The sequence below is a fragment of the Streptomyces sp. B93 genome (assembly GCF_018070565.1).
GTDB lineage: Bacteria > Actinomycetota > Actinomycetes > Streptomycetales > Streptomycetaceae > Streptomyces.
Genome location: NZ_JAGPXL010000001.1, coordinates 431,270 through 454,603, shown reverse-complemented (window position 1 = coordinate 454,603; position 23,334 = coordinate 431,270). Strand labels below are relative to the sequence as shown.

Here is a 23,334-nt window from a genome sequence, read left to right as displayed (position 1 = left end):
CTGGTCCACCCCTCGAACTCATCGGTGCCTCCCCAGGACGGTCCGGTTAGGCTCAGGCGCGTACGACCTTGATCCGACGAGGGTCCGACGCGGGAGGCCGACCATGACGGCGCCGGGGCGCAGGAGCAGTACCTTCACTCGGCTGCTGCGGCACGGCTTCACCGACCCGTCGGCCGCCGAGCGCCTGCTCGACAGCGTGGAGCTGGCGGCCGTACGGGATGATCCGGTGCTGCTCGACGCGCTCGGCGCCACCGCCGACCCCGACCTGGCGCTGCACGGGCTGGTGCGGCTGCTGGAGGCGCAGCCCTCGCCCACCGCCCGGCGGGAGCTGCTGGACACGCTGATAGCGGCCAAGCCGCTGCGGGACCGGCTGCTCGGGGTGCTCGGCGCCTCCGCCGCCCTCGCGGACCACCTCGCCCGGCACGCGGGGGACTGGCACGCGCTGGTCATGTACGAGCCACGGGATCTGCACCCGGGGGTCGAGGAGTTCGAACGGGGGCTCCGCGACGCCGCCGATCCGGTGTCGCTGCGCGTCGCCTACCGGCGCTGTCTGCTGTCGATCGCCGCCCGGGACGTGTGCGGGACGACCGATGTCGCCCAGGCGGCGGCCGAGCTGGCCGACCTCGCCACCGCCACGCTGCGCGCCGCGCTCGCCATCGCCCGCGCCGCCGCCCCCGACGACGCCGCGCTGTGCCGTCTCGCGGTGATCGCGATGGGCAAGTGCGGCGGCCACGAGCTGAACTACGTCTCCGACGTCGACGTCGTCTTCGTGGGGGAGGCCGTCGACGGGGCCGACGAGGGTAAGGCGCTGCGTGCCGCCACCCGGCTGGCCTCGCACATGATGCGGATCTGCTCGGAGACCACCGTCGAGGGGACGATCTGGCCCGTCGACGCCAATCTGCGCCCCGAGGGCCGCAACGGGCCACTGGTGCGCACCCTCGCCTCCCACCTCGCCTACTACCAGCGCTGGGCCAAGACCTGGGAGTTCCAGGCGCTGCTGAAGGCCCGCCCGGTCGCCGGCGACCTGGAGCTGGGGGAGGAGTACGTCGCCGCCGTCGAGCCCCTGGTGTGGAAGGCGGCCGAGCGGGAGAACTTCGTCCCCGACGTGCAGAAGATGCGGCGCAGGGTGGTGGAGAACATCCCCGCCGCCGAGGTCGAGCGCGAGCTGAAGCTCGGGCCGGGTGGTCTGCGCGACGTCGAGTTCGCCGTGCAGCTGCTCCAGCTGGTGCACGGGCGCACCGACGCCACCCTGCGCAGCGGCACCACGCTGAGCGCGCTGGAGGCCCTCGCCGCGGGCGGCTACGTCGGGCGGGCGGACGCCGCGCAACTGGAGGAGGCGTACCGCTTCCTGCGGTCCATGGAGCACCGCATCCAGCTGTACCGGCTGCGCCGCACCCACCTGGTGCCCGAGGCGGAGGAGGACCAGCGGCGCCTCGGCCGCTCGCTGGGCCTGCGGACGGAGCCGGTCAGCGCGCTGAACCGGGAGTGGAAGCGGCACGCGGCCGTCGTACGACGGCTGCACGAGAAGCTGTTCTACCGGCCGCTGCTCGACGCCGTCGCCCAGCTCGCCCCGGGCGAGGCCCGGTTGAGCGCGGAGGCGGCGAGGGAGCGGCTGGTCGCGCTCGGGTACGCGGACCCGGCGGCGGCGCTCAGGCACCTGGAGGCGCTGGCCTCCGGGGTCACCCGCAAGGCGGCGATCCAGCGGACCCTGCTGCCGGTGCTGCTGGGCTGGTTCGCGGACTCCGCCGACCCGGACGCGGGACTGCTGAACTTCCGCAAGGTCTCCGACGCGCTCGGCAAGACGCCGTGGTACCTGCGGCTGCTGCGGGACGAGGGCGCGGCGGCGCAGAACCTGGCCCGGGTGCTGTCCGCCGGACGCCTCGCCCCGGACCTGCTGATGCGGGCGCCCGAGGCGGTGGCGCTGCTCGGCGACGGCGACGGCGGCAGGCTCGCGCCCCGTGAGCGCGCCCAGCTGGAGCCGGAGATCCTCGCCGCCGTGGGCCGCGCCCCGGGCGGCGAGCAGGCGGTCACCGCGGTGCGCGGGGTGCGCCGCCGGGAGCTGTTCCGTACGGCGGCCGCCGACATCGTCGGTTCCTACGGCACCGAGGAGCAGCCCGCCGAGGCCGACCAGGGCGCCCTGGTGGACCTGGTCGGCGGCGCGGTGTCCGATCTGACGGCGGCGACGCTGGCGGGGACTTTGCGGGCGGTCGTACGCGACGGCTGGGGGGACACGCTGCCCACCAGGTTCGCGGTGATCGGCATGGGCCGCTTCGGCGGCCATGAGCTGGGCTACGGCTCCGACGCCGACGTCCTCTTCGTGCACGAGCCGCGGGAGGGCGCAGACGAGGGCGAGGCGACGAAGGCCGCGAACCGGGTGGTCGCCGAGATGCGCCGCCTGCTCCAGATCCCCAGCGCCGACCCGCCGCTGCTCATCGACGCCGACCTGCGCCCGGAGGGCAAGTCCGGCCCGCTGGTGCGGACGCTGAAGTCGTACGAGGCGTACTACCGCCGCTGGTCCCTGGGCTGGGAGTCGCAGGCGCTGCTGCGGGCCGAACCGGTCGCCGGGGACGCGGACCTGGGTCGGCGGTTCCTGGAGCTGATCGACCCGCTGCGGTATCCGGCGGGCGGGCTCGGCGAGGACGCGGTGCGTGAGATCCGGCGGCTGAAGGCGCGGATGGAGTCGGAGCGGCTGCCGCGCGGTGTCGACCCCAAGCTGCACGCCAAGCTGGGTCCGGGCGGGCTGTCCGACGTGGAGTGGACCGTGCAGCTGATCCAGATGCGGCACGGGGCCGAGGTGCCGGGACTGCGCACCACCCGCACCCGGCAGGCCCTCGCCGCCGCCCGCGAGGCCGGGCTCCTCGGCGACGCGGACGCCGCGGTCCTCGACGAGGCCTGGGTGCTGGCGACCCGGGTGCGCAACGCGGTGATGCTGGTGCGCGGGCGGGCCGGGGACACGTTCCCGTCCGACGCACGGGAGCTGGCCGCCGTGGGACGGTACCTGGGGTACGGACCCGGCCGGGCGGGCGACATGCTGGACGCCTACCGGCGGACGGCGCGGCTGGCGCGCGGGGTGGTGGAGGAACTGTTCTACGGGGGGTGAGGCCCCCCTGCTTTCACCCCGCGTCGCGGGTGTGCGTGGCGGTGGTGGCCTCCTGAAGGGGGCGGTCGTCGGCTTCCTGCGCCGGCTGGCCGGACGCTTCTCCCGCTGCCCGGTCGGCCTCGTCGTGGTCCCCCCGCGCCGCCGCGGGCAGGCGGCGCCGGAGGTCGAAGGCGCCGCGGCGGCGGGTCCCCGGGACCTCACGGGGCAGGGTGTGCGGCAGGCTGCCGTACCAGAGGCGGGCGACGGTGTAGCCGAAGGCGAGGCAGAGGACGCCGCCGACCGCGTCGAGCCAGAAGTGGTTGGCCGTGGCGACGATGACCACCAGGGTGGCCGCGGGGTAGAGCAGGCCGAGGACGCGGACCCAGTCCACCCTGGCCAGGGCGAAGATCGTCAGCCCGCACCACAGCGACCAGCCGATGTGCATCGACGGCATCGCGGCGTACTGGTTGGACATGTTCTTCAGGTCGCCGGAGGCCATCGAGCCCCAGGTCTGGTGGACCATGACCGTGTCGACGAAGTCGCCGCCGGTCATCAGCCGCGGGGGCGCGAGCGGATACAGGTAGTAACCGACGAGGGCGACGAGGGTCGTCGCGAAGAGCACCAGGCGGGTCGCCGCGTAGCGGCCCGGATGGCTGCGGTAGAGCCAGATGAGGACGCCGAGCGTGACCACGAAGTGCAGTGTGGCGTAGTAGTAGTTCATGCCGACGATCAGCCAAGTCACCGAGTTGACGGCCTGGTTGACGGACTGCTCGAAGGCGAGGCCGAGTTGCCGCTCGACCTCCCAGATCCAGTCGGCGTTGCGCAGCGCCTCGGCCCGCTGCTCGGGCACCGCGTTGCGGATCAGTGAGTACGTCCAGTAACTCACCGCGATCAGCAGGATCTCGAACCACAGTTGGGGGCGGCGCGGGGCGCGCAGACGGTCCAGCAGGGACTGCCCCGATTTGTCCGTGACGGGGTGAGGAACGGCCGTCGCACGGCCTTCCGGTGTCGCCACGGTCCTGTCACCCATGAGCACAGAGTCTGCCAGAAAAGACCTACTGCCCCGATCATCCCTCGGTCGGGTTCCGGACGCACGTTCTACACCAGCCGGAGTCGTACGACTGCTCCCCGTGCACTAGGGGTTGCCCCCCAGTCTCCGCCCTAGGGACGATTACGGTCACCAGGGGCCGAAGCGGTCGAACCCCGCACCACCAGCTCCGGCATGAACACGAACTCGCTGTGCGGCGCGGGCGTCCCGCCGATCTCCTCCAGCAGCGTGCGCACCGCCGCCTGCCCCATCGCGGGGACCGGCTTGCGGACGGTCGTCAGGGGCGGGTCGGTGAAGGCGATCAGCGGGGAGTCGTCGAAGCCGACCACCGAGATGTCCTTGGGGACGTCCAGGCCCCGCTGCCGGGCCGCGCGTATCGCGCCGAGCGCCATCATGTCGCTGGCGCAGACCACCGCCGTGCAGTCGCGGTCCATCAGGGCGTTGGCGGCGGCCTGGCCGCCCTCCAGGGTGTAGAGCGAGTGCTGGACCAGCTCCGTCTCGATCGTCGCGGCGTCCAGGCCGAGCTGGTCCTGCACGGTGCGCACGAAGCCCTCGATCTTGCGCTGCACCGGCACGAACCGCTTCGGACCGAGCGCGAGCCCGATCCGGGTGTGGCCGAGCGAGGCGAGGTGCGTGACCGCCAGGGTCATCGCCGCGCGGTCGTCGGGGGAGATGAACGGCGCCTGCACCTTCGGCGAGAAGCCGTCCACGAGCACGAAGGGCACGCCCTGGGCGCGCAGCTGCTCGTAGCGCTGCATGTCGGCGGTGGTGTCGGCGTGCAGCCCGGAGACGTAGATGATGCCCGCGACCCCGCGGTCCACGAGCATCTCCGTCAGCTCGTCCTCGGTGGAGCCGCCCGGGGTCTGGGTGGCGAGGACGGGGGTGTAGCCCTGACGCGTCAGTGCCTGTCCGATGACCTGCGCCAGGGCCGGGAATATGGGGTTCTCCAGCTCCGGGGTGATCAGGCCGACCAGACCCGCGCTGCGCTGCCGCAGTCGTACCGGGCGTTCGTAGCCCAGGACGTCGAGGGCGGCCAGCACGGACTGGCGGGTGGTGGCGGCGACGCCCGGCTTCCCGTTGAGGACGCGGCTGACGGTCGCTTCGCTCACCCCCGCCTGCGCAGCGATATCGGCAAGCCGTGTGGTCACAGGGTTGGACTGTACCGGGCGAGTCTCCCCTTGCACACCAACCGGACGCCGGGTGCGAGCCGTTGCACGGCCCCCTGCGGGTTGCTGCCTCATCGCGGCCCCTCGGAAATTGGATGGCAAGAGCTTGCAGAGTCTTGCACAAGTCCACTGCGCCCTGCGCACTCCCAGTAAAAACCGGTCTCGGGGCGGGCTCGAAGCGGTCTCGCGATGGTCGAGGAGAGGTCACGGACGGGTAACTTGCGAGATCTCTTGCACTTTTTTTCTGCAAGGTCTTTCGCAAGCATTGCATCGCTGTTACGTTCACGTCGCCCGGCGGCGGCAAAGGCGCAGTCGGCAAGTAGCGGGACAGGCGGGCGGGACCGCCGACCGCACCCCACGGGCTTAACCCTCAAGGAGAACTCATGCGGCGTGGCATAGCGGCCACCGCGCTGGTGGCGTCCTTCGCCCTCGCGGCGACGGCCTGCGGCGGGGACAGCGACAGCGGCGACAAGGCCGACGGTCCGGTCACCATCACCTGGTGGGACACCTCCAACGCCACCAATGAGGCGCCGACGTACCAGGCCTTGGTCAAGGAGTTCGAGGCCGCCAACAAGGACATCAAGGTCAAGTACGTCAACGTGCCCTTCGACCAGGCGCAGAACAAGTTCGACACGGCGGCCGGCTCCAAGGGCGCCCCGGACGTGCTGCGCTCCGAGGTCGGCTGGACCCCGGCGTTCGCCAAGAAGGGCTTCTTCCTTCCGCTGGACGGCACCGAGGCCCTCGCCGAGCAGGACCAGTTCCAGTCCAGCCTGATCGAGCAGGCCCAGTACGAGGGCAAGACGTACGGCGTCCCCTTCACCACGGACACCCTCGCCCTGGTCTACAACAAGGAACTCTTCGAGAAGGCGGGCGTCGAGGCGCCCAAGACCTGGGACGACCTGAAGAAGGCCGCCGCCACCATCAAGGACAAGACCGGCGTCGACGGCTACTGGGGCTCCACCCAGGCCTACTACGCCCAGTCCTTCCTCTACGGCGAGGGCACCGACACCGTCGACGCCGACGCCAAGAAGATCACCGTCGCCTCGCCCGAGGCCAAGAAGGCCTACGAGACCTGGCTCGGCCTCTTCGACGGCAAGGGCCTGCACAAGGCCGACACCACCGCGGACGCCTACGCGCACATCCAGGACGCGTTCGTCAACGGCAAGGTCGCGGCGATCATCCAGGGCCCCTGGGAGATCACCAACTTCTACAAGGGCTCCGCGTTCAAGGACAAGGAGAACCTGGGCATCGCGACCGTCCCGGCCGGTTCCTCCGGCACGGCGGGCGCCCCGACCGGCGGTCACAACCTGTCCGTCTACGCGGGCTCGGACCAGGCGCACCAGGAGGCCGCGCTGAAGTTCGTGAACTTCATGACCTCCGCGAAGGCGCAGGAGACCATCGCGCTGAAGAACAACACGCTGCCCACGCGTGACGACGCCTACACCGACGAGGTCAAGGCCGACCCGGGCATCGCGGGCTACCAGGGTGTCCTGGCCGCCGCCCAGCCGCGCCCGGCGCTGCCCGAGTACAGCTCGCTGTGGGGTCCGCTCGACGACGAGCTGCCGCAGATCGCGTCCGGCAAGGAGTCGCTGGACAAGGGCCTCGGCGACGCGGAGACCGCGATCGCCAAGCTGGTCCCGGACTTCAGCAAGTAAGCCCACGTGGCCGCCGGGTCCCCCGCCCCTGGGGGAGGGGGACCCGGCGGCCACCGGCCTGTGCCCACGGCAAGAGGACCACACCGGCCCCGGACGACGCCCGGCCCCACCCCCCGGACCCTGTAGAAAGTGCGAACCATGACAGTCGCCATCGACCGCGCGACCGGCAAGCGCCGCGGTGACCGCGCGCCGCGGCCCGGGCTGGGCCGGCGCCTGAAGCAGAGCTACCGGAAGTACTGGTACGCCTACGCGATGATCACCCCGGTGATCGTGGTGCTGGGCGTCCTCGTGCTGTACCCGCTGGCGTACGGCTTCTATCTGACCCTCACCGACGCCGACAGCCTCAACACCGCCCGCACCATCGGCGCGAACGAGATCGAGGCCACCTACAAGTTCATCGGCTTCGACAACTACGCCGAGATCCTGTGGGGCGAGACCGCCTACGACCGCTTCTGGTCGCACTTCATCTGGACGATCGTGTGGACGGCGGCCTGCGTCGCCCTGCACTACTCCATCGGTCTCGGGCTCGCCCTGCTGCTCAACCAGAAGCTGCGCGGCCGCACCTTCTACCGGCTGATCCTGGTCCTGCCGTGGGCCGTGCCGACCTTCGTCACCGTCTTCGGCTGGCGGTTCATGCTCGCCGACTCCGGCATCATCAACTCCGCCCTGGAGTTCCTGCACCTGCCGACGCCGCTCTGGCTGGAGGACACCTTCTGGCAGCGGTTCGCCGCGATCATGGTCAACACCTGGTGCGGTGTGCCGTTCATGATGGTCTCCCTGCTGGGCGGCCTCCAGTCCATCGACTCCTCCCTGTACGAGGCCGCCGAGATGGACGGCGCCAGCGCCTGGCAGCGGTTCCGCTACGTCACCCTGCCCGGCCTCAGGTCCGTCAGCTCCACCGTCGTACTCCTCGGGGTGATCTGGACCTTCAACCAGTTCGCCATCATCTTCCTGCTGTTCGGCAACACCGCCCCCGACGCCCAGATCCTGGTCACCTGGGCCTACCAGCTGGGCTTCGGACAGCAGCCGCGCGAGTTCGCCGAGTCCGCGGCCTACGGCATCCTGCTGCTGGCCATCCTGATCGTCTTCACCTCCTTCTACCGCCGCTGGCTGAACCGCAACGACCAGCAGCTCGCGATCTGAGGCAGGAGTCCCCATGAGCACCTCAACCGTCAGTACCCCCGCTCCGGTGGACCAGGACCCCGCGACGCCGCCCCGCGGGGTGCGCCGCCGCGGCGAGACCAGCCTCGGCGGCAAGCTGGCCAGCCACGGCATCCTCACCGTCGCCAGCCTGATCGCGCTGTTCCCGATCGCCTGGCTGGTCTTCCTCTCCCTCGGCCCGGACAAGGACGACTACCTGCACCCCGGGGACATCTGGGGGAAGATGACGTTCGACAACTACGCCTTCGTCCTCCAGGACACGAACTTCTTCCACTGGCTGAAGAGTTCGCTGATCGTCTCGCTGGGCACCACGGTGATCGGCGTGCTGATCGCCGCCACCACCGGCTACGCGGTCTCCCGCATGCGCTTCCCCGGCTACAAGAAGTTCATGTGGGTGCTGCTGGTCACCCAGATGTTCCCGATCGCCGTGCTGATCGTGCCGATGTACCAGATCCTGTCGGAGCTCCAGCTCATCGACACCTACCTCGGTCTGATCCTGGTCTACTGCTCGACGGCCGTGCCGTACTGCGCCTGGCTGATGAAGGGCTACTTCGACACCATCCCCTTCGAGATCGACGAGGCGGGCCGGGTCGACGGACTGTCGCCGTTCGGCACCTTCGTGCGGCTGATCCTGCCGCTCGCCAAGCCGGGCCTGGCGGTCGCCGGTTTCTACAGCTTCATCACCGCCTTCGGTGAGGTCGCCTTCGCCACGACGTTCCTGCTGGACGACACGAAGTACACCTTCGCGGTCGGCCTCCAGAGCTTCATCAGCGAGCACGACGCGCAGCGCAACCTGATGGCCGCCACCGCGGTGCTGGTCGCCATACCCGTCTCCGCGTTCTTCTACCTCGTGCAGAAGAACCTGGTGACCGGCCTCACCGCGGGCGGCACTAAGGGCTGACGCCCGAGCCGGTGAGAAGACTCCCGCGCGCCTGATCCGCGCGGGTGGCGGTCGCGGTGCCACATCCGACCCCGCAGCACCGCGGCCGCCTCGTCCACCACCGGCACCCGCACCCACGCTCACCGAGCCAGATGACCACACCTCCGTTACGTATCAAGGACGACATGAGCCAGCAGCACTCCGCAGCCCCGGCCCCGACCGCAAGTGCCGTCGCCACCGTCGGCCGCCGCCGCGACTGGTGGCGGGACGCGGTGATCTACCAGGTCTATCCGCGCAGCTTCGCCGACAGCAACGGCGACGGCATGGGCGACCTGGAGGGCGTCCGCACCCGCCTCCCGTACCTGCGCGACCTCGGCGTGGACGCCGTGTGGCTCAGCCCCTTCTACGCCTCCCCGCAGGCCGACGCCGGGTACGACGTCGCCGACTACCGGGCCGTCGACCCGATGTTCGGCACCCTCCTGGACGCCGACGCGCTGATCCGCGACGCCCACCAGCTGGGCCTGAGGATCATCGTCGACCTGGTGCCCAACCACTCCTCCGACCAGCACGAGTGGTTCAAGCGCGCCGTCGCCGAGGGCCCCGGCTCGCCGCTGCGGGACCGGTACCACTTCCGCCCCGGCAAGGGCGTCAACGGCGAACTGCCGCCCAACGACTGGGAGTCCATCTTCGGCGGGCCCGCCTGGACCCGCCTCCCGGACGGCGAGTGGTACCTGCACCTGTTCGCCCCCGAGCAGCCCGACTTCAACTGGGAGCACCCGGCCGTCGGCGACGAGTTCCGGTCCATCCTGCGCTTCTGGCTGGACATGGGCGTGGACGGCTTCCGCATCGACGTGGCCCACGGCATGGTGAAGGCGGAAGGGCTGCCCGACCTTGGATCGCACGAGCAGTTGAAGCTGCTGGGCAACGATGTCATGCCGTTCTTCGACCAGGACGGTGTGCACGAGATCTACCGGCAGTGGCGGCTCATCCTCGACGAGTACTCCGGGGAGCGGATCTTTGTCGCCGAGGCGTGGACGCCGACCGTCGAGCGGACCGCGAACTACGTCCGCCCCGACGAACTGCACCAGGCCTTCAACTTCCAGTACCTCTCCGCCGCCTGGGACGCCGACGAGCTGCGCGCCGTCGTGGACCGCACGCTGGAGTCGATGCGCCCGGTCGGCGCCCCGGCCACCTGGGTGCTGTCCAACCACGACGTCACCCGGCACGCCACCCGCTTCGCCAACCCGCCCGGCCTCGGCACCCAGATCCGCCTCGCCGGCGACCGGGAGCTGGGCCTGCGCCGGGCCCGCGCGGCCACCCTGCTGATGCTGGCCCTCCCTGGCTCGGCCTACATCTACCAGGGCGAGGAGCTGGGCCTGCCGGACGTCGTCGACCTGCCCGACGAGGTCCGGCAGGACCCGGCCTACTTCCGCGGCGCGGGCCAGGACGGCTTCCGCGACGGCTGCCGGGTGCCGATCCCGTGGACCCGTACGGGATCGTCGTACGGCTTCGGTGACGGGGGCAGCTGGCTGCCGCAGCCCGAGGGCTGGGGCGAGCTGAGCGTGGCGGCGCAGACCGGTGTGCCCGGCTCCACCCTGGAGCTGTACCGCACCGCGCTCGCCGTCCGCCGGGAGCGGCCCGACCTCGGTCCGGGCGACTCGGTGGAGTGGCTGAAGGCGCCCGAGGGCGTGCTGGCCTTCCGGCGCGGGGAGTTCGTGTGCGTGGCCAACACCACCGGGGAGTCGGTGACGGCCCCGGTGCGCGGCCGGGTACTGCTCGCCAGCGGTGAGGTGTCCGAGGCGGACGGCGAGGTCAAGGTGCCCGCCGACACCACCGTGTGGTGGGCCACCGACTGACGCCCACGAGGTGCGCCGCAAGATTTTCAATTGAATTCGGTACCGCCCGCTGCCCTTTGGGGCGGCGGGCGTTTAACATCTGCGTCACGCAACCCTTGCTGAATGTTTCAGCAAGAACCTTCAACGTCGAAGGAACTCCCCACATGGCACGCAGAATCCTCGCGGGCGCGCTGGCGGCGGCGACCGCCACCACCGCCCTTGTCATGAACTCGCCTAGTGCACAGGCCTCCCCGCCCGGCACCAAGGACGTCACCGCCGTCCTCTTCGAGTGGAAGTACGCCTCGGTCGCCACCGAGTGCACCAACCGCCTGGGCCCCGCCGGATACGGCTACGTCCAGGTCTCCCCGCCCGCCGAGCACATACAGGGCTCGCAGTGGTGGACCTCGTACCAGCCCGTCAGCTACCGGATCGCCGGGCGCCTCGGCGACACCAACGCCTTCCGCGACATGGTCAACACCTGTCACTCGGCGGGGGTGAAGGTCGTCGTCGACGCCGTCATCAACCACATGTCCGCGGGCAGCGGCACCGGAACCGGCGGCTCGTCGTACACCAAGTACGACTACCCCGGCCTGTACTCCTCCTACGACTTCGACAACTGCACCTCGCAGGTCAACAACTACCAGGACCGCTGGAACGTCCAGAACTGCGAACTCGTCGGCCTCGCCGACCTGGACACCGGCGAGGAGTACGTCCGCTCGGCCATCGCCGGGTACCTCAACACCCTCCTGTCCTACGGCGTCGACGGCTTCCGCATCGACGCCGCCAAGCACATGCCCGCCGCCGACCTCGCCAACATCAAGTCCCGGCTGAGCAACCCGAACGCGTACTGGAAGCAGGAGGCCATCTACGGCGCCGGGGAGGCCGTCCAGCCCTCCGAGTACACCGGCACCGGCGACGTCCAGGAGTTCCGCTACGCCTTCGACCTCAAGCGGGTCTTCAACAACGAGAACCTCGCCTACCTGAAGAACTACGGCGAGGGCTGGGGCTACCTGAACAGCTCCGTCGCGGGCGTCTTCGTCGACAACCACGACACCGAGCGCAACGGCTCCACGCTCAGCTACAAGGACAACGCCACCTACACCCTCGCCAACGTCTTCATGCTGGCCTGGCCCTACGGCGCCCCCGACATCAACTCCGGTTACGAGTTCACCGACCACGACGCCGGACCGCCCAACGGCGGCACCGTCAACGCCTGTTGGCAGGACGGCTGGAAGTGCCAGCACGCCTGGCCGGAGATCCAGCGCATGGTCGCCTTCCGCAACGCCACCCGAGGTCAGGCCGTCACCAACTGGTGGGACAACGGGAACGACGCCATCGCCTTCGGCCGCGGCAGCAAGGGCTTCGTCGCCATCAACCACGAGCCGGGCAGCCTGAGCCGCACGTACCAGACCTCACTCCCCGCGGGCACGTACTGCAACGTCCAGAACAACACCACCGTGACCGTGAACGGCTCCGGCCAGCTCACGGCCACCCTCGGCGGCAACACGGCGCTCGCGGTCTACGCGGGCAAGTCCAGCTGCTGACACCGCCGTAGCGGCCGTCTCCGGGCAAGGGTCGTGAAATTCCTTACCGTTGCTTTCACGACCCTTGCTGCAAGTGTTGCGGCGGCGATACGGTCACGCGGGCGCCCGGCGACGCAGCCGTCGGCGTGGCGCAGGGGTCGGACCCGAATGAGCCGTAATCGCAAGGAGTTCACGCCTGTGATACCGAGATGGCCGGTGCCCCCGAGGCGCCGCACCGCGCATGCCGGACGGATCGCGGCCGTCACCGCCGCCGCGCTCGCCGCGGCCCTGGTCCAGCCCCTGGCCGCACAGGCCGCCGCCCCGCCCCCGCCGCCCTCCGACGCCGCGCTGGCGAAGACGGCCGCCCGCAACGACCTCACCCGCGAGCAGTTCTACTTCGTCCTGCCGGACCGCTTCGCCAACGGCGACACCCGCAACGACAGGGGCGGCCTCACCGGCAACCGGCTCACCACCGGCTACGACCCCACCGACAAGGGCTTCTACCAGGGCGGCGACCTCAAGGGCCTCACCCAGCGCCTCGACTACATCAAGGGCCTCGGCACCACCGCCCTCTGGCTCGCCCCCCTCTTCAAGAACCAGCCCGTGCAGGGCACCGGAGCCGACGCCTCGGCGGGCTACCACGGCTACTGGATCACCGACTTCACCCAGGTCGACCCGCACTTCGGCACCAACAAGGACCTTCAGACCCTCATCTCCAAGGCGCACGCCAAGGGCATCAAGGTCTTCTTCGACGTCATCACCAACCACACGGCCGACGTCGTCGACTACGAGGAGAAGTCCTACGACTACCTCTCCAAGGGTGCGTTCCCGTACCTGACCAAGGACGGCAAGCCCTTCGACGACGCCGACTACGCGGACGGCACCCGAAAGTTCCCGGCCGTCGACACCGAGTCCTTCCCGCGCACCCCGGTCGTCCCGGCCGCGAAGAAGAACGCCAAGGTGCCGTCCTGGCTCAACGACCCGACGATGTACCACAACCGGGGCGACTCCACCTGGGCCGGGGAGTCCGCCACCTACGGCGACTTCGTCGGCCTGGACGACCTGTGGACCGAGCGCCCCGAGGTCGTCGAGGGCATGGAGAAGATCTACCAGCGGTGGGTCAGGGACTTCGACATCGACGGCTTCCGGATCGACACCGTGAAGCACGTCAACATGGAGTTCTGGACCCAGTGGGCCACCGCGCTGGACGCCTACGCGGCGAAGAAGGGCCGCGACGACTTCTTCATGTTCGGTGAGGTGTACTCGGCGGACACCTCCGTCACCTCCCCGTACGTCACCGAGGGCCGCCTGGACTCCACCCTCGACTTCCCCTTCCAGGACGCCGCCCGCGCCTACGCCTCCCAGGGCGGCAGCGCCCAGCGCCTCGCGTCCGTGTTCGGCGACGACTACAAGTACACGTCCGGCACGGCCAACGCGTACGAGCAGGTCACCTTCCTCGGCAACCACGACATGGGCCGCATCGGGACCTTCCTCAAGCAGGACGACCCGGACGCCACCGACGCCGAACTGGTCAAGCGCGCGGGGCTCGCCAACGAGCTGATGTTCCTCAACCGGGGCAACCCGGTGATCTACTACGGCGACGAGCAGGGCTTCACCGGCGCGGGCGGCGACAAGGACGCCCGCCAGACCATGTTCGCGTCGAAGACCGCCGACTACCTCGACGACGACCAGCTCGGCACCGACCGCACCCACGCCGAGGACGCGTACGACACGAGCGCACCGCTCTACCGGCAGATCAGCGCCCTCGCGGGGCTCCGCAAGGCGCACCCGGCCCTCGCGGACGGCGTCCAGACCGAGCGCTACGCGGCCGACGGGGCGGGGATCTACGCCGTCTCCCGGACCGACGCGAAGACCGGCACCGAGTACCTCGTCGCCTTCAACAACGCCGACGACGCGAAGACCGCCACCTTCGCCACCGGCTCCGCGAACATGACCTTCCGCGGCCTCTACGGCACCGACGCCACCGTCAGGTCCGGCGCCGACAAGAAGGTCACGGTCACCGTCCCGGCGGGCTCGGCCATCGTGTTGAAGGCGGCGGGCGCCCTCGCCAAGCCCGCCTCCAAGCCGACCATCACCCTGAAGGCCCCGGAAGCGGGCGCCACCGGCACGGTCGAGGTCACCGCCGACGTCGACGGCGGCCGGCTCAACCGGGTCGTCTTCGCCGCGCAGACCGGCAACGGCAGGTGGCAGACCCTCGGCTCCGCCGACCACGCCCCCTACAAGGTCACCCACACCATCGGCAAGGACGTCGCCCCCGGCACCGCCCTGCGCTACAAGGCCGTCGTGATCGACTCGGCGGGCCGCACCGCCGGCGCCACGGCCGCCTCCACCACCGGCACACCGCCCGCCCCCGAGGTCCCCACCGCGTCCTCCCGCGACCACGCGATCGTCCACTACAAGCGCGCCGACGGGGACTACGACGACTGGGGCCTGTACGCGTGGGGCGACCTCGCCGACGGCGAGGCCACGGACTGGCCGAACAGCCACCCCTTCACCGGCCGGGACGCCTACGGCGCCTTCGCCTACGTCAAGCTGAAGCCCGGCGCCTCCGACGTCGGCTTCCTGGTCATCGACAAGGACGGTGACAAGGACGTCGCCGCCGACCGCTCCATCGACGTCACGAAGACCGGTGAGGTCTGGATCGAGCAGGGCAAGGAGACGGTGCTCACCGAGCGCCCCGACTACCCGGCGCAGGACACCGGCAAGGCCGTACTGCACTACCACCGCGCCGACGGCAACTACGACGGCTGGGGCCTGCACGTCTGGTCCGGCGCCGCGAACCCCACCGACTGGTCGAAGCCGCTGATGCCGGTGGAGACCGACGCGTACGGCGCGGTCTTCGAGGTGCCGCTCACCGACGGCGCCACCAGCCTCAGCTACATCATCCACAAGGGCGACGAGAAGGACCTCCCCTCCGACCAGGCCCTGGACCTCAAGGCCAACGGGCACGAGGTGTGGCTGCTGGGCGGCGAGGAGAAGTACCTGCTGCCGCAGCCCGCGGGCTCCGCCGCCGCTCTCGACCTGACCACGTCCAAGGCCGTCTGGCTGGACCGGAACACCCTCGCCTGGAACGGTTCGGAGGCCGCCGCCTCCACCCAGCTGCGGTACTCCCGCACCGGCTCCATCAAGGCCGAGGACGGCCGCCTGACCAGCTCCGACGAGCGCTGGCTGCGGCTGACGAAGACCACGCTGACCGAGGCGCAGAAGGCGAGGTTCCCGCACCTGGAGGACGCCACCGCCTGGTCCGTCGACCCGCGCGACCGCGACCGGGTCCGCGCGGCCCTGCGCGGGCAGGTCGTCGTCTCCCAGGTCGCCGCCAACGGCGCGGTGCTCGCGGCGACGGGCGTGCAGATCGGTGGCGTGCTCGACGACCTGTACGACGCCACCGGGGCCGACCTCGGGCCGACGTTCCCCAAGGGCCGCCCGACGCTGGCGGTCTGGGCGCCGACGGCGCAGGACGTCGCCCTGGAGATCGGCGGGAAGACCGTCGCGATGAAGCGGAACGACACCACCGGCGTCTGGTCCGTCACCGGCCCGCGGACCTGGAAGAACCAGCCGTACCGGTACGTCGTCAAGGTGTGGGCGCCCAGCGTCCGCGAGGTCGTCACCAACAAGGTCACCGACCCCTACTCGGTCGCCCTCACCACCGACTCCGAGCGCAGCCTCGTCGTCGACCTCGGCGACAAGGCGCTGGCCCCCAAGGGCTGGTCGGGCCTGGCCAAGCCGAAGGCGGTGCCGCTGAAGGACGCGCAGATCCAGGAACTGCACATCCGGGACTTCTCCGTGGCGGACACCACCGCCGACCACCGCGGCACCTACCTCGCCTTCACCGACAAGGACAGCGACGGCAGCAGGCACCTGCGCGAACTCGCCGAGGCGGGCACCTCGTACGTGCACCTGCTCCCGGCGTTCGACATCGCCACCATCCCCGAGGACAAGCGCGACCAGACCACCGTCGACTGCGACCTCGCCGCCCTGCCCGCCGACTCCGAGCGGCAGCAGGAGTGCGTGGCCGGGGCCGCCGCGAAGGACGCCTACAACTGGGGCTACGACCCCTACCACTACACGGTCCCCGAGGGCTCCTACGCCACCGACCCGGACGGCACGGCCCGCACGCTTGAGTTCCGCAAGATGGTCAAGGCCCTCAACGACGACGGCCTGAGGGTCGTCATGGACGTCGTCTACAACCACACCGCGGCCAGCGGGCAGGCGAAGACCTCCGTCCTGGACCGGATCGTGCCCGGCTACTACCAGCGGCTGCTCGCCGACGGTTCGGTGGCCAACAGCACCTGCTGCGCGAACACCGCCACCGAGAACGCCATGATGGGCAAGCTCGTCGTGGACTCGATCGTCACCTGGGCCAAGGAGTACAAGGTCGACGGCTTCCGCTTCGACCTGATGGGCCACCACCCGAAGGCCAACATCCTCGCCGTCCGCGAGGCCCTCGACGCGCTGACCGTCGAGAAGGACGGCGTCGACGGGAAGAAGATCATCCTCTACGGCGAGGGCTGGAACTTCGGCGAGGTCGCCGACGACGCCCGCTTCGAGCAGGCCACCCAGCGGAACATGGCCGGAACCGGCATCGCCACCTTCTCCGACCGCGCCCGTGACGCCGTGCGCGGCGGCGGCCCCTTCGACGAGGACCCCGGTGTCCAGGGCTTCGCCTCCGGCCTCTACACCGAGCCCAACCCGGCCGCGGACAACGGCACCGAGGCCCAGCAGAGGGCCCGCCTCCTGCACTACCAGGACCTGATCAAGGTCGGCCTGTCCGGCAACCTCGCCGACTACACCTTCACCGACACCAGCGGAGAGGAGGTCAAGGGCTCCCAGGTCGACTACAACGGCTCGCCCGCCGGATACGCGGCGGCGCCCGGCGACGCCCTCGCCTACGCCGACGCGCACGACAACGAGACCCTGTTCGACGCCCTCGCCTTCAAGCTGCCCGCCTCGGTGAGCGCCGCCGACCGGGCCAGGATGCAGGTCCTCGCCATGGCCACGGCCACCCTCTCGCAGGGCCCGGCCCTGTCCCAGGCGGGCACCGACCTGCTGCGCTCTAAGTCCCTGGACCGCAACTCCTACGACAGCGGCGACTGGTTCAACGCCATCCACTGGAACTGCGCCGACGGCAACGGCTTCGGCCGGGGCCTGCCGATGGCCGCCGACAACCGGTCCAAGTGGCCGTACGCCAAGCCGCTGCTGACAACCGTCGGCGTCGGCTGTCCGCAGATCGACGGCGCCTCGGCCGCCTACCGGGACCTGCTCAAGATCCGTACGACGGAGAAGGACTTCTCCCTCGACACGGCCGCGCAGGTGCAGTCCCGGCTGTCGTTCCCGCTGTCCGGCACCGAGGAGACACCCGGCGTGATCACCATGCGCCTCGGTGACCTGGTCGTCGTCTTCAACGCCACCCCGGACACCCAGGAGCAGCGGGCCGGCTCCCTGGCCGACGCGGGCTACCGCCTGCACCCGGTCCAGGCCTCCGGCACGGACGCCCTGGTCAAGGAGGCGGTGTACGAGGCCGGGACCGGCACGTTCACCGTGCCGGGCCGGACGGTGGCGGTGTTCACGCGCTGAGGAGGGGGCGGTGATCCGCGGTTAGGCTGAGCCTGCCCGCACAGGTGTCGGAACAGGAGTTCACCCCATGCCGCAGATCACCGTCGAACGCTCACCGCGCCTCGACCACGTCGACTGGGAGCAGTTCGCGCTCGCGCTGCACCCGGTCGTCGTGGAGGTCGCGGCGGCGCGGACCGAGGCGTGCAAGACGCGGGTCCTGCGCACCGAGGACGAGGCGGTCGGGGCCGGGGCGGAGGGGCACGCGATCGTGAACGTCTCGCTCGCGCTGCTGCCCGGCCGCACGGAGGAGACCAAGGCCAGGCTCACCGAGGCCGTGGTCGACCTGCTCCGCAAGCACATCGAGCCCGTCGACGGGCTCACCCTGCACCTCTCCGCCGAGGTGCGCGAGCTGGACGCGTCCTACCAGAAGGCGGTCGTAGCCGGTTAGGACGCCAGCGCGATCAGCCGGGCGGCGAGGTCACCGAACGGGCCCTCGCCCGGCTCGTCCTTCAGGACGCGGCGCAGGATCGCCGTCATCTCCTCGTCGTGCGCGGCGCTCACGGCGGCCAGCGCGGCGAAGTCGTGCACCAGCTGGGTCTCCAGCTCGGCGCGCGGGATGCGGCGGCCGTCCAGCCAGATCAGCGCCGTCGACTCGGCGAGGGAGATCCAGGAGCGGATCACGAGTTCGAGTCGCGCGGGCGGTTCCTCGACCCCGAGGTGGGCGAGGATCTGCTCGTAGGCGGCCTGCCGTACGGAGTCGATGAGCGCGTTGGTGGTGGAGGAGCCGACCGCGGGGCCGCCGCGCATCAGCGCCGAGAAGCCCGGCCCGTGGTCGTCGACGAAGTCGAAGTAGCGGCGCATCACCCGCAGCAGCCGCGCCCCCAGCGGTCCTTCGTGCGGCTCCCTGAAGCGGCTGGCCAGGTCGTCCGAGGCGCGCTGCAAAGCGGCCTCGTACAGGCTGAGTTTGCCGGGGAAGTAGTGGTAGACCAGCGGGCGCGAGATGCCCGCGGCGGAGGCTATCTCGTCGATGGAGACCTCGTCGGGGGAGCGGCGGCTGAACAGTTCGAGGGCGACGCCGATCAACTGCTGCCGCCGCTCCTCGACTGCCAATCTGCGGCGAACCCCGGTAGTCATGGACACACCTTACCGATCGGATCCGGCCGCGAACGGACCGGTCCGACCGTAGATGCCGACCGGTTTCCTCACATGTCCAACACAAGACGATCACTTCTGGCGCGGGAGACGCAGATCAGCATCGAGTCCGCCCGCTCCCCGTCCGTCAGCAGTTCGTCGCGGTGGTCCACCTCGCCCTCCAGCACCCGCTGTTGGCAGGTGCCGCACCAGCCCTGCTCACAGGAGGAGGCGGTATCCGGCAGCTCGGTACGCACGGCGGTCAGCACACTGGTGTCGGGGGGCACGGTCACCGTCCGGCCGCTGCGCCGCAGTTCCACCTCGAACGCGCCGCCGCCCACGGCCCGTGGCGTGAAACGCTCGGTCCGCACCGACGGCACCCGTTCCTCGACGGCCGCCATCAGCCCCTCCGGACCGCAGCAGTAGACGGCGGCACCCTCGGGAAGACGGGCGAGGAAGGCGTCCAGATCCGGCCGCCCGTCCTCGTCCTCGGCGACGACGGTGACCCGGCCGCCGCCGTCGGAGGAGCCGAGCTTCTCGATCTCCTCCAGGAACGGCATCGAGGCGCGGCTCCGGCCCCCGTACAGCAGCCGCCAGTCGGTCCCCTCGGGCAGCGCCCGCAGCATCGGCAGGACCGGCGTGATCCCGATGCCCCCGGCGACGAAGACATACGAGGCGGCCTCGGTCAGCGGGAAGCGGTTGCGCGGTCCGCGCACCTCGATCTCCATGCCCTCGCGCACCTGCTCGTGCACCTCGCGCGAGCCGCCCCGCCCGTCCGGCACCAGCCGGGTGGCGACGGTGTACGACGAGGTGTCCTCGGGGTCACCGCACAGGGAGTACTGCCGCACCAGGCCCGACGGCAGGACGAGTTCGAGATGGGCGCCGGGCTCCCAGCGGGGCAGGTCATGGCCTTCCAGACGGAGCTGGACGACGCCTTCGGCGATCTCCTCGTGCGCGGTCACCAGCAACCGCGACGGGCGCGGCCGGGGCGCGGGGGCGGTCGCGCCCCGTGGGCGCCGGGCCCGCGCCGCCCGGCGCACGAGCAGTACGGCGGCCGTGACGGCCACGGCGGTCCCCAGCTTCGGTATCCGCATCAGACGCTCCCCTGGTCACCCGAGCGTGCCACTCTCGGCAGCCTTGTTAGACGAAACGTCAATATACTGACGAGTAGGCCCCTGGGGAACCCTCGTACCGCGACCGCGCGCCGTGTGCTCAGCCCAGCCCGGACACCGTCCGCCCGTCCGACAGCGACCCCTCCAGCTCGGCCCGCGCGCCCTCCTTCGCCCGCACGGTCAGCTGACTGCCCCGCGCGGACGCCTCCAGGCCGCCCGTCGTCCGCACCGACACGGTCTCACGGTCACCGGCCGCCAGCAGGTACCACTCACCCGCCGTCGACTTCCACAGCACCCCGGCCAGCACATGCGGGTCGCGCACCCCGCACGCCGGGCTCTCCGACGCCTTCGCCGCCACCGCCCCGTACGGCCCGCCCGGCGTCCGGAACTGCGCCAGCACCCGCGTCCCGTCACCGCGCCAGGTGTCCGCACGCGTGCACACCCACGCCCCCGAACCGCTCCCGTCGGGCAGCGGCTGCTCGGCGAACTGCCAGGCGTTCACCGACCGCACCCCCAGCCCCCGCACCGCCCCCAGCGAGCAGGCGTACGGCGCCCAGGTGCGCAACTCCTCCGAGCCCGCCGCGTCATGCGTACCGCCCGGGTGCCCGGTCGTCAGCCGCGCGGGCACCAGCTCACCGAGGTCGGTGGCGACCCGGGTGGTGGAGCCGTCGGACAGCTCCAGCACGTTCCACGAGGTGCACGCGCCGGTCCGGGCCGCCGGGCTGGCCAGCGGCGAGGTGACACCGCCGGCCAGCGTCAGGCCCATCGGGTCGGAACCCGGCTTCAGCAGGTCGCGCTCGGCCGCCCCGGTCACCCAGGGCGCCGTCAGATAACGGACGTTGCCGTCGGTGCGCTGGAGGACCACCGCGCCCGCCTCGGCCCGCCCCGCGCCGTCCACCCGGGCGAGGTCCAGGGCGGCACCGGCCGTGCCGTCCTTCGGCTCGGCGTAGCGCACCACCCGCAGACCGTCGTAGAGGATCACCACCCGGGCGGCGTCGACCTCGCCCGCGTACAGCAGGTGGGGCGGTCCGGAGGGGCCGCCGGACGGGGTGCCGGGGGTGGCGGAGACCTGGACCGTCTCACCGGGCCGGGCCCAGACGGCGAGCGCGCGGCGCAGCAGGGCCCGGTCGCCGGTGAGCGCGCCGCGGGCGGGCCACACGGAGAAGTCGTTGCGGGCGGAGGTGCGCCACGCGGTGGGCGCGATCCGGGTCAGCCGGGCGGGGTCGAGGGCGGCCTGCGCGGCCGGGTTGCGGGCGTACGGCGGGGCGGCGGCGCCGTCCGGGGCCCAGCCGTCACCGGGCAGCCCGAGCAGTGCCCCGCACACGGCGACGGCCGCCGCCGCGGCGAGCGCCGCCTTCAGGTGCTGGCGGCGCCGCATCAGATCGGTGGGCCGGGCCTGGAGCGAACAGGCGTCGAACTCGGGGGACTCCAGCAGCGCGTACCGCGCGGGAACCTCGTCGGCCTCGCCCAGCGCGGCCTCGACGTCGTCGACGCCCGCCTCGGCCAGCACCTCGCGTACGTCGCCGTCCGGCAGCTTCTCCAGACCGCGCAGGACGTACGCGGCCCGGGCGGGGGAGGACAGCCCCGACAACTGCTGGTCCAGAGCGAGTTCGTCGGCGCCGCCGGAACGCGGGAAGAGGCGCAGCCCCCACACCTGGGGGAGCGGCATCGGCAGCTGCGCCCGCCTGGGCCACGCCCGGAACGTCAGCGGCACCCCCGCCTCCAGCGCCGTACGCAGCACCCGCTGCCGCACGAAGGCGTACCCGGGGTCGCCGTCCCGGCCGCTGGACTGGGCCGGGATCACGGGGGCGGAGGTCCGGCCGCGGGGCAGGGCGCGCTGGACCAGCGCGTGCGCGGTGAGCACCCGCCGGTTGCGGCCCAGCCGGGGCGGCAGGACGAGGTAGGCCAGCCGGACCAGCCGCGGATAGTGCTCGACGAGCGCGGCCTCGGCCTGCTCGACGTCGACGACCGGGTCGGCGGGGGCGGTGCGCGGGGCGACATCCTGTGACTGCACGCCCAGCGCAACGAACGAGGGCGCGGTTGGTCACACGGGCGGCTGCTCGGGCTCGATCAGCAGCCGGGCGTAGTTCGCCATCGACCGCCGGTAGCGCGGCAGGTGCGGCGCCAGCGCCCCCAGCACCAGGGCCAGGCCCTCCCGGTCCCGGCCCAAGCTTGACAGGCACAGTGCCAGGGTGGCGCGTACGGCGTCGTCCAACTCGTCGGAGGGGGCGTCCAGTTCGGGGGTGAGTAGCTCGACGCCCGCCTCGGGGTGCCCGGTGTTCCGCAGCGAGCTGGACAGCTGGATCTTCGCCCGGCGGCCCCGGTAGCCGTCCAGGCCGCGCGCCAGCGCCTCCCGGTAGAGCGGCACGGCCCGGTCGGAGTGCCCGGTCGAGTCCCAGGCGCAGGCCTGTTCGAAGGGGCCGAGCGGACTGCCGGCGGGCAGTTCGGCGACGAGCGCGTCGATCACGGCGCGGAACCCGGCGGGGTCCCACGCCCCGGGATCGTCGTCGAAGGCGGTCCACGCGGCGCTCACGCGGTCTTCCCACGGCTGGGACGAGTCGGCATGCATCGGGCCACCCTCGCACACCCGTGCCCGGCATTGAGCAGGCGGCGTACGGCGTCCGTATCGAAGTGCGGCACACGTGTGCGCTCCCGCAGTGACCTGGAGGAACAGATGAGGCTGACCCGACCGATGCTCGCCGTGGGCGGGGCCGCGCTGGCGCTGGCGCTGACGGGCTGCGGCGCCGACGGCGACCGGGACGCCGTGCCGGAGACGGCGACCGGCAGCCTGGAGCGTCTGGCCGCCGAGGTGAAGTGCGAGCCGGACATCCAGATCGACGCCGACGAGCTGCGCCAGGCGCTGTGCGAGCAGGCCGGGGGCGAGGCGAAGGGCGCGAAGGCCGAGAAGTCCGCGAAGGCCGAGGAGGCCGAGAAGTACGTGCTGCTCACCTTCGCCACCGACCGCGGCCAGCGGGAGTGGATCAACGAGGCCAAGGACTACGGCGGCTACTACCTCGTCGGCCGCAAGTGGCTCGCCGTCGGCCACGAGGACGTGGTGACCTCGCTGCGCTCCACGCTGGGCGGGGAGATCGAGGTCGGCGCCGACCACTCCGGCGGCGGGAGCCACCACACGGGTCACGACGGCTGAGCCGCCGGGCGCACGGGAAGGG

General features: G+C 71.3%; 15 protein-coding genes. 9 read left to right on the top strand and 6 right to left on the bottom strand.

The features are described from left to right. Positions 1 to 103 precede the first annotated feature (103 nt). A complete protein-coding gene (locus KBY47_RS02095; protein WP_210919097.1) occupies positions 104 to 3,100 on the top strand; it encodes a bifunctional [glutamine synthetase] adenylyltransferase/[glutamine synthetase]-adenylyl-L-tyrosine phosphorylase in 2,997 nt (998 codons plus the stop codon). 13 nt (positions 3,101 to 3,113) lie between these two features. On the opposite strand, the gene KBY47_RS02090 is transcribed toward KBY47_RS02095, so the two are convergent. Further along, positions 3,114 to 4,109, bottom strand: coding sequence for a phosphatase PAP2 family protein (locus KBY47_RS02090; RefSeq protein WP_210919096.1), 996 nt, complete (start codon positions 4,107 to 4,109; stop codon positions 3,114 to 3,116). Between the two features lie 131 nt (positions 4,110 to 4,240). After that, positions 4,241 to 5,275: a LacI family DNA-binding transcriptional regulator gene (locus KBY47_RS02085; protein ID WP_210919095.1), complete on the bottom strand. Its 1,035-nt coding sequence runs from the start codon at positions 5,273 to 5,275 to the stop codon at positions 4,241 to 4,243. 401 nt (positions 5,276 to 5,676) lie between these two features. On the opposite strand from KBY47_RS02085, the gene KBY47_RS02080 reads away from it, so the two are divergent. The 7 genes from KBY47_RS02080 to KBY47_RS02050 all read left to right on the top strand — a co-directional run bounded on the left by KBY47_RS02080 (position 5,677) and on the right by KBY47_RS02050 (position 18,369). Continuing rightward, on the top strand, positions 5,677 to 6,948 hold the full coding sequence (locus KBY47_RS02080; protein ID WP_210919094.1) for an extracellular solute-binding protein: 1,272 nt from the start codon (positions 5,677 to 5,679) through the stop codon (positions 6,946 to 6,948). A 138-nt stretch (positions 6,949 to 7,086) separates the two neighbouring features. Then, positions 7,087 to 8,091, top strand: a complete 1,005-nt coding sequence (locus KBY47_RS02075; protein ID WP_210919093.1) for a carbohydrate ABC transporter permease — start codon at positions 7,087 to 7,089, stop codon at positions 8,089 to 8,091. Between the two features lie 13 nt (positions 8,092 to 8,104). Beyond that, positions 8,105 to 9,010: a sugar ABC transporter permease gene (locus tag KBY47_RS02070; RefSeq protein WP_210919092.1), complete on the top strand. Its 906-nt coding sequence runs from the start codon at positions 8,105 to 8,107 to the stop codon at positions 9,008 to 9,010. 164 nt (positions 9,011 to 9,174) lie between these two features. Beyond that, the gene (locus KBY47_RS02065) at positions 9,175 to 10,845 is read left to right on the top strand and encodes a glycoside hydrolase family 13 protein (RefSeq protein ID WP_210919091.1); all 1,671 of its coding nucleotides are present in this window, start codon (positions 9,175 to 9,177) and stop codon (positions 10,843 to 10,845) included. A 143-nt stretch (positions 10,846 to 10,988) separates the two neighbouring features. Further along, entirely contained in the window at positions 10,989 to 12,368 is a 1,380-nt protein-coding gene (locus KBY47_RS02060; RefSeq protein WP_210919090.1) for an alpha-amylase family protein, read from the top strand. Between the two features lie 177 nt (positions 12,369 to 12,545). Continuing rightward, positions 12,546 to 17,942, top strand: coding sequence for a pullulanase-type alpha-1,6-glucosidase (gene pulA / locus KBY47_RS02055; protein WP_210919089.1), 5,397 nt, complete (start codon positions 12,546 to 12,548; stop codon positions 17,940 to 17,942). 67 nt (positions 17,943 to 18,009) lie between these two features. After that, positions 18,010 to 18,369, top strand: coding sequence for a 5-carboxymethyl-2-hydroxymuconate Delta-isomerase (locus tag KBY47_RS02050; RefSeq protein WP_210919088.1), 360 nt, complete (start codon positions 18,010 to 18,012; stop codon positions 18,367 to 18,369). On the opposite strand, the gene KBY47_RS02045 is transcribed toward KBY47_RS02050, so the two are convergent. The 4 genes from KBY47_RS02045 to KBY47_RS02030 all read right to left on the bottom strand — a co-directional run bounded on the left by KBY47_RS02045 (position 18,366) and on the right by KBY47_RS02030 (position 22,733). Next, positions 18,366 to 19,055: a TetR/AcrR family transcriptional regulator gene (locus tag KBY47_RS02045; RefSeq protein WP_210919087.1), complete on the bottom strand. Its 690-nt coding sequence runs from the start codon at positions 19,053 to 19,055 to the stop codon at positions 18,366 to 18,368. The two genes, KBY47_RS02050 and KBY47_RS02045, sit on opposite strands and share 4 nt — an antisense overlap. 68 nt (positions 19,056 to 19,123) lie before the next feature. Then, positions 19,124 to 20,146, bottom strand: a complete 1,023-nt coding sequence (locus KBY47_RS02040) for a PDR/VanB family oxidoreductase (protein ID WP_210919086.1) — start codon at positions 20,144 to 20,146, stop codon at positions 19,124 to 19,126. A 118-nt stretch (positions 20,147 to 20,264) separates the two neighbouring features. Beyond that, positions 20,265 to 22,178, bottom strand: coding sequence for a hypothetical protein (locus KBY47_RS02035; RefSeq protein ID WP_210919085.1), 1,914 nt, complete (start codon positions 22,176 to 22,178; stop codon positions 20,265 to 20,267). Between the two features lie 30 nt (positions 22,179 to 22,208). Next, complete coding sequence (locus KBY47_RS02030) at positions 22,209 to 22,733, bottom strand: tetratricopeptide repeat protein (RefSeq protein ID WP_210919084.1); 525 nt, start codon at positions 22,731 to 22,733, stop codon at positions 22,209 to 22,211. A 105-nt stretch (positions 22,734 to 22,838) separates the two neighbouring features. Between KBY47_RS02030 and KBY47_RS02025 the strand changes: the two genes are divergently transcribed. Next, positions 22,839 to 23,312, top strand: a complete 474-nt coding sequence (locus KBY47_RS02025) for a hypothetical protein (RefSeq protein WP_210919083.1) — start codon at positions 22,839 to 22,841, stop codon at positions 23,310 to 23,312. Positions 23,313 to 23,334 lie beyond the last annotated feature (22 nt).

Bases quoted from the DNA above. Each gene is read 5' to 3' on its own strand.
- KBY47_RS02095 (WP_210919097.1), top strand. From the start codon at position 104: ATGACGGCGCCGGGGCGCAGGAGCAGTACCTTCACTCGGCTGCTGCGG.
- KBY47_RS02090 (WP_210919096.1), bottom strand. From the start codon at position 4,109: ATGGGTGACAGGACCGTGGCGACACCGGAAGGCCGTGCGACGGCCGTT.
- KBY47_RS02080 (WP_210919094.1), top strand. From the start codon at position 5,677: ATGCGGCGTGGCATAGCGGCCACCGCGCTGGTGGCGTCCTTCGCCCTC.
- KBY47_RS02075 (WP_210919093.1), top strand. From the start codon at position 7,087: ATGACAGTCGCCATCGACCGCGCGACCGGCAAGCGCCGCGGTGACCGC.
- KBY47_RS02070 (WP_210919092.1), top strand. From the start codon at position 8,105: ATGAGCACCTCAACCGTCAGTACCCCCGCTCCGGTGGACCAGGACCCC.
- KBY47_RS02065 (WP_210919091.1), top strand. From the start codon at position 9,175: ATGAGCCAGCAGCACTCCGCAGCCCCGGCCCCGACCGCAAGTGCCGTC.
- KBY47_RS02060 (WP_210919090.1), top strand. From the start codon at position 10,989: ATGGCACGCAGAATCCTCGCGGGCGCGCTGGCGGCGGCGACCGCCACC.
- KBY47_RS02050 (WP_210919088.1), top strand. From the start codon at position 18,010: ATGCCGCAGATCACCGTCGAACGCTCACCGCGCCTCGACCACGTCGAC.
- KBY47_RS02045 (WP_210919087.1), bottom strand. From the start codon at position 19,055: ATGACTACCGGGGTTCGCCGCAGATTGGCAGTCGAGGAGCGGCGGCAG.
- KBY47_RS02040 (WP_210919086.1), bottom strand. From the start codon at position 20,146: ATGCGGATACCGAAGCTGGGGACCGCCGTGGCCGTCACGGCCGCCGTA.
- KBY47_RS02030 (WP_210919084.1), bottom strand. From the start codon at position 22,733: ATGCATGCCGACTCGTCCCAGCCGTGGGAAGACCGCGTGAGCGCCGCG.
- KBY47_RS02025 (WP_210919083.1), top strand. From the start codon at position 22,839: ATGAGGCTGACCCGACCGATGCTCGCCGTGGGCGGGGCCGCGCTGGCG.